Origin of the sequence: Sanguibacter massiliensis (genome assembly GCF_900240335.1) — a bacterium.
Lineage (GTDB): Bacteria > Actinomycetota > Actinomycetes > Actinomycetales > Cellulomonadaceae > Flavimobilis > Flavimobilis massiliensis.
In genome coordinates, this window is sequence record NZ_LT964983.1 from 1 (window position 1) to 3,927 (window position 3,927).

The following is a 3,927-nucleotide window of genomic DNA, read 5'->3' on the forward strand; positions in this document are numbered from 1 at the left end:
CCGTCGACGGGGGACAGTCGCGCGTCCGCGGGCACGCCCGGCGGCACGGCGAAGAGCCCTGAGCCCGTGTGCCGCAGGTACTCGACGAGCAGGTCGTCACGCGCCATGCGGGTCTGCATGGGGATGAACTGCCGCGCGGGATCGCGGACGAACGCGAGGAACATGAGCCCCGCGTCGAGCCTCCCGAGTCCGTCCGACCCGTCCGTGTAGTTGTAGCCCCGCCGCAGCATGCGGACGCCGCCATTGTTGGAGGGGTGCGCCATCGCGACGTGCGAGGCGGGGTCGATGAGCGGCGTGCCCTCGCGGCCTGCGCGCGCGAAGTCGGGCGCAGTGTGCTCCTCGCCGCCCGAGAGCGGCGCCCCCGTGCCCTTCGTGCGGCCGATGAGCGTCTCCTGCTCGCGCAGGTGCGCGCGGTCCCACGTCTCGATCGTCATGCGGATGCGTCGGGCGACGAGGTACGTGCCGCCCGCGAGCCAGCCCGCGCCCGCATCGTCGGCCGCGTCGACCCACACGTGCGTCGCGAGCTCGGCGGTCTCCTCCGCCATGATGTTCGCGGTGCCGTCCTTGAACCCGAAGAGGTTGCGCGGCGTCGCTTGCGCCTGCGACGTCGACGACGTGCGGCCGTAGCCGAGCTGCGACCAGCGGACCGTCGCCGCACCGAACGCGAGGCGCGCAAGGTTCCGCACCGCGTGGACGGCGACCTGCGGGTCGTCCGCGCACGCCTGGACGACGAGGTCACCGCCCGTGCGCGCCGGGTCGAGCGTGTCGCCCGGGAAGTGCGGCAGGTCCTCGAGCAGCGCGGGGCGTCGCGCGGCGAGGCCGAAGCGGTCGCGGCCGTCGGCGTCGCGGAAGAGCGAGGGCCCGAAGCCGATGGTGATCGTGAGGTTCGACGCAGGCAGTCCGTCGGCCTCGCCCGTGTCGTCGGGCGGGGCGTCGTACGCGCCGCCCGTCGGGCCGAGGTCGCCGGCCGGCAGGCCGCGCGTCATGCGCTCGGCCGCGTACGTCCAGCGGCGCAGGAGCGCGATGAGGTCGCTGCGACGCTCCGTCGTCACGTCGAACGCCGCGAGGTGGAGGCGGTCCTGCGCGGGCGTCGTGATGCCCGCCTGGTGGAGGCCCGTGAACGCGTGCGTGCCCGACGGCGGTTCGCCGCCCGCCGCGGGCGCCGCTGCGCTCGCGGCGTGCGCGGCCCAGCCGCCGACGCCGCCGAGCCCGACGGCCGCGAGGCCCGCGCCCGCGAGTCCGAGCAGGCCGCGGCGGGAGATCCCCGCGGGCGAGGCCGTGCCCGAGGGCACGGCGGCGCCCTCTGGCACGGCGGCGCCCGCCCCGTCGTCGGGGGCGGGCGATCCGGTCGTGCGTGCGTCGGTCATCGTGCTCTCACATCGCTCGTGCAAGGTTCGGTCGTGCGGGTGCTGCGGACGGGGTCAGAGGACGACGGTCGCGGTGAGCCGCGACAGCGGCTCGCTCAGTGCGTCGACGGCCACTGAGAGCTTCTTGACCTCGTCCGTCGAGAGCGCGGTGTAGAGGACGAAGCCGTCGCCGTCGCGGTGGGTGTCGAGCAGGCCCGTGAGCGTGTCGAAGCGCGCGTCAAGGTCCTCGGCGAGCGCCGGGTCCTTCGCGACGACGACGTCCCGCAGCCCCTCGTACGCGACGCGCGCACCGTCGACGTTCGCCTGGAAGTCCCAGAGGTCGGTGTGCGACCAGATCTCCTCCTCGCCCGTGACCTTGCCCGTCGCGACCTCGTCGAGCAGGCCCTTGGCGCCGTTGCCGATGAAGTCCGCCGTGATCGTCGACGCGAACTCGGCGGCGTGCGTGCGGGTGTTGAGCTCGGTCGTGTCCGCGAGGAGACGTGCCGCGTAGTCGGCGCGCTGCGCCGTCGTGAGCGGCGTGTAGACCGTGCCGCCGTTGGCGTCCGCCGACGGCGCCCAGAGGTCCTTCTCGAGGAGGTGCCAGCCGGTCCACTCCTCGCCCTCGGCGAGGTCGGCCTCCCGCAGGTCCATGCGCGGGTCGAGGTCGCCGAACGACTCCGCGACCGTCTCGATGCGCTCCCAGTGCAGGCGTGTCGAGGCGTAGAGGGCTCGCGCCGTGTCGTCGTCGCCCGTCGTGTACGCGTCGACGAACGCCTGCGTGCCCGTGAGCAGCTGCTCCGTCTGGTCCTTGACGTACGCGACGTAGCTCGTCGTCGCGGCCGCGATCTGCTCGGCGAGCTCGCCCGACGGCGCGACGACCGCGCCCGAGTCCGTCACCGTGAACGGGTGACGGATGCCGTCACCGACCATGCCCGGCTTGCACGCGGCGACGTACGTGCCGGGCTTCGCGACGACGACGAGGTCGCGGGCGAGGCCCGGCCCGATGTTCTCGACCTCGGAGACGATCCGCAGGCCGTCCTCGGCGAGGAGGTAGAACTCGGTGACGTCGTCGCCCGAGTTCGTCACCTTGAAGACCACGTTGCCCGACGGCGCGCTCGCGGCCGCGAGCGCGCACGCGTCGGCCGAGGAGTCGACGGTGATCGCGGCGGGACCTGCCGCGCCGGTCGCGCCGCCGGGGGCGGCGGGGGCGTTGTCGACGCATGCGGCGAGGGGAAGTGCGAGCGCGAGCACGGCGAGCGGGGCGGCGAGGCGGGAGGAGCGTGTCATGGGAGTCCTTGGGGGAGGGAGGTGTCAGGCCGTGGCGGCGACGACGCGGGTTGTGGCGGGCCGCGCGGGGGCGGGCGAGAACCACACGCTGCGCACGAAGAGCGCGAGCGGCGGCACGACGTACGCGATCCAGCCGATCGCCTGGAGCCATGTCGTCGCGGGCGTGAAGTTGAAGATCCCCTTGAGGAGGGTCGCGTACCAGCTCGACGGCGGGACCTGCGCCGACACGTCGAACGCGAGGTTGTGGAGGCCCGGGAGGATGCCGGCCTCCTGGAGGTCGTGGATGCCGTACGCGAGGACGCCGCCTGCGACAACGATGAGGAAGACGCCCGTCCACGCGAAGAAGAGGCGCAGGTTGAGCCTGAGGGCGCCGCGGTAGAAGGCCCAGCCGAGCGCGACGGCGACGGCGAGACCGGCGACCGCGCCGAGGAGGGGACGCGTCGACGCGCCCGTGGCCTGGGCCCCGGCCCAGAGGAAGAGTGCGGTCTCGAGACCCTCGCGGCCGACGGCGAGCAGCGCCGCGACGACGATCGCGCCGCGACCGGCAGCGACGGCGTCGTCGAGCCTCGCGTGGAGGTGCGTGCGCAGATGCCGAGCGGTGCGGCCCATATAGAAGATCATCCAGGTGAGCAGGCCGACGGCGACGATCGAGAGCGTGCCGCCGATCGCCTCCTGCGCCTCGAAGCTCAGGCCCTTGGGGCCGAACGTCAGCGCGGCGCCGAAGCCGAGGGCGGCGGTGACGGCGATGCCGACGCCCGTCCACAGCGGGCCGAGGAGGTCGCGGCGGCCCGCCTTGACGAGGTACGCGACGAGGATGCCGATGACGAGCGAGGCCTCGAGGCCCTCGCGGAGGCCGATGAGGAAGTTCGCGAGCACGGGGAGCCCTTCCGGACCGTGGCTGCGCACCTCGGCCGTGCCCGCCCCCGGTGGGGGCGGCGCGCGTCGGGCGTGGCTCGGGGCGGTCGCGGCGCGTGGGTGAGGTGAGGCTTACCGAAGGTCGTGGTCGACGTTAGCGCAGCACCGGCATATACGGCACGCCGTCGTGCCCTAATGTCACTGGATGGACAGTGGCGTGGGTCACATCGCCCGGGGGTGCGTGCACGGGACCGCGACGGGTCGCAGAGACGGCAGCGACTCGTAGGTCCTCAGCACCGTCGAAGCGTGCTGAGGACCTACGAGTCGCGGGGGGGGGGGGGGGGGGGGGGGGGGGGGGGGGGGCGCGGAGGACTCGGAGGGGGCCCTTGGCCGCGCGGCCCCGCCCCCGCGTGTCCCGGCGGCGCCCCGGATCGCCCGG

The 3,927-nt window shown here is 74.1% G+C and carries 3 protein-coding genes; all 3 read right to left on the bottom strand.

Going from position 1 to position 3,927, the window contains the following annotated elements; genetic code table 11:
- Positions 1-1,367, bottom strand: a 1,367-nt coding sequence (gene efeB, locus C1729_RS13985) for an iron uptake transporter deferrochelatase/peroxidase subunit (RefSeq protein WP_102510759.1), incomplete at its 3' end; no start/stop codon positions are given.
- A gap of 54 nt (positions 1,368-1,421) precedes the next feature.
- Complete coding sequence (gene efeO, locus C1729_RS13990; RefSeq protein WP_102510760.1) at positions 1,422-2,633, bottom strand: iron uptake system protein EfeO; 1,212 nt, start codon at positions 2,631-2,633, stop codon at positions 1,422-1,424.
- 24 nt (positions 2,634-2,657) lie between these two features.
- The gene (gene efeU / locus C1729_RS13995) at positions 2,658-3,509 is read right to left on the bottom strand and encodes an iron uptake transporter permease EfeU (RefSeq protein WP_102510761.1); all 852 of its coding nucleotides are present in this window, start codon (positions 3,507-3,509) and stop codon (positions 2,658-2,660) included.
- Positions 3,510-3,927: the final 418 nt, after the last annotated feature.

Excerpts from the sequence above, each read along its gene's own strand:
- efeO (WP_102510760.1), bottom strand. The coding sequence starts at position 2,633 with ATGACACGCTCCTCCCGCCTCGCCGCCCCGCTCGCCGTGCTCGCGCTC.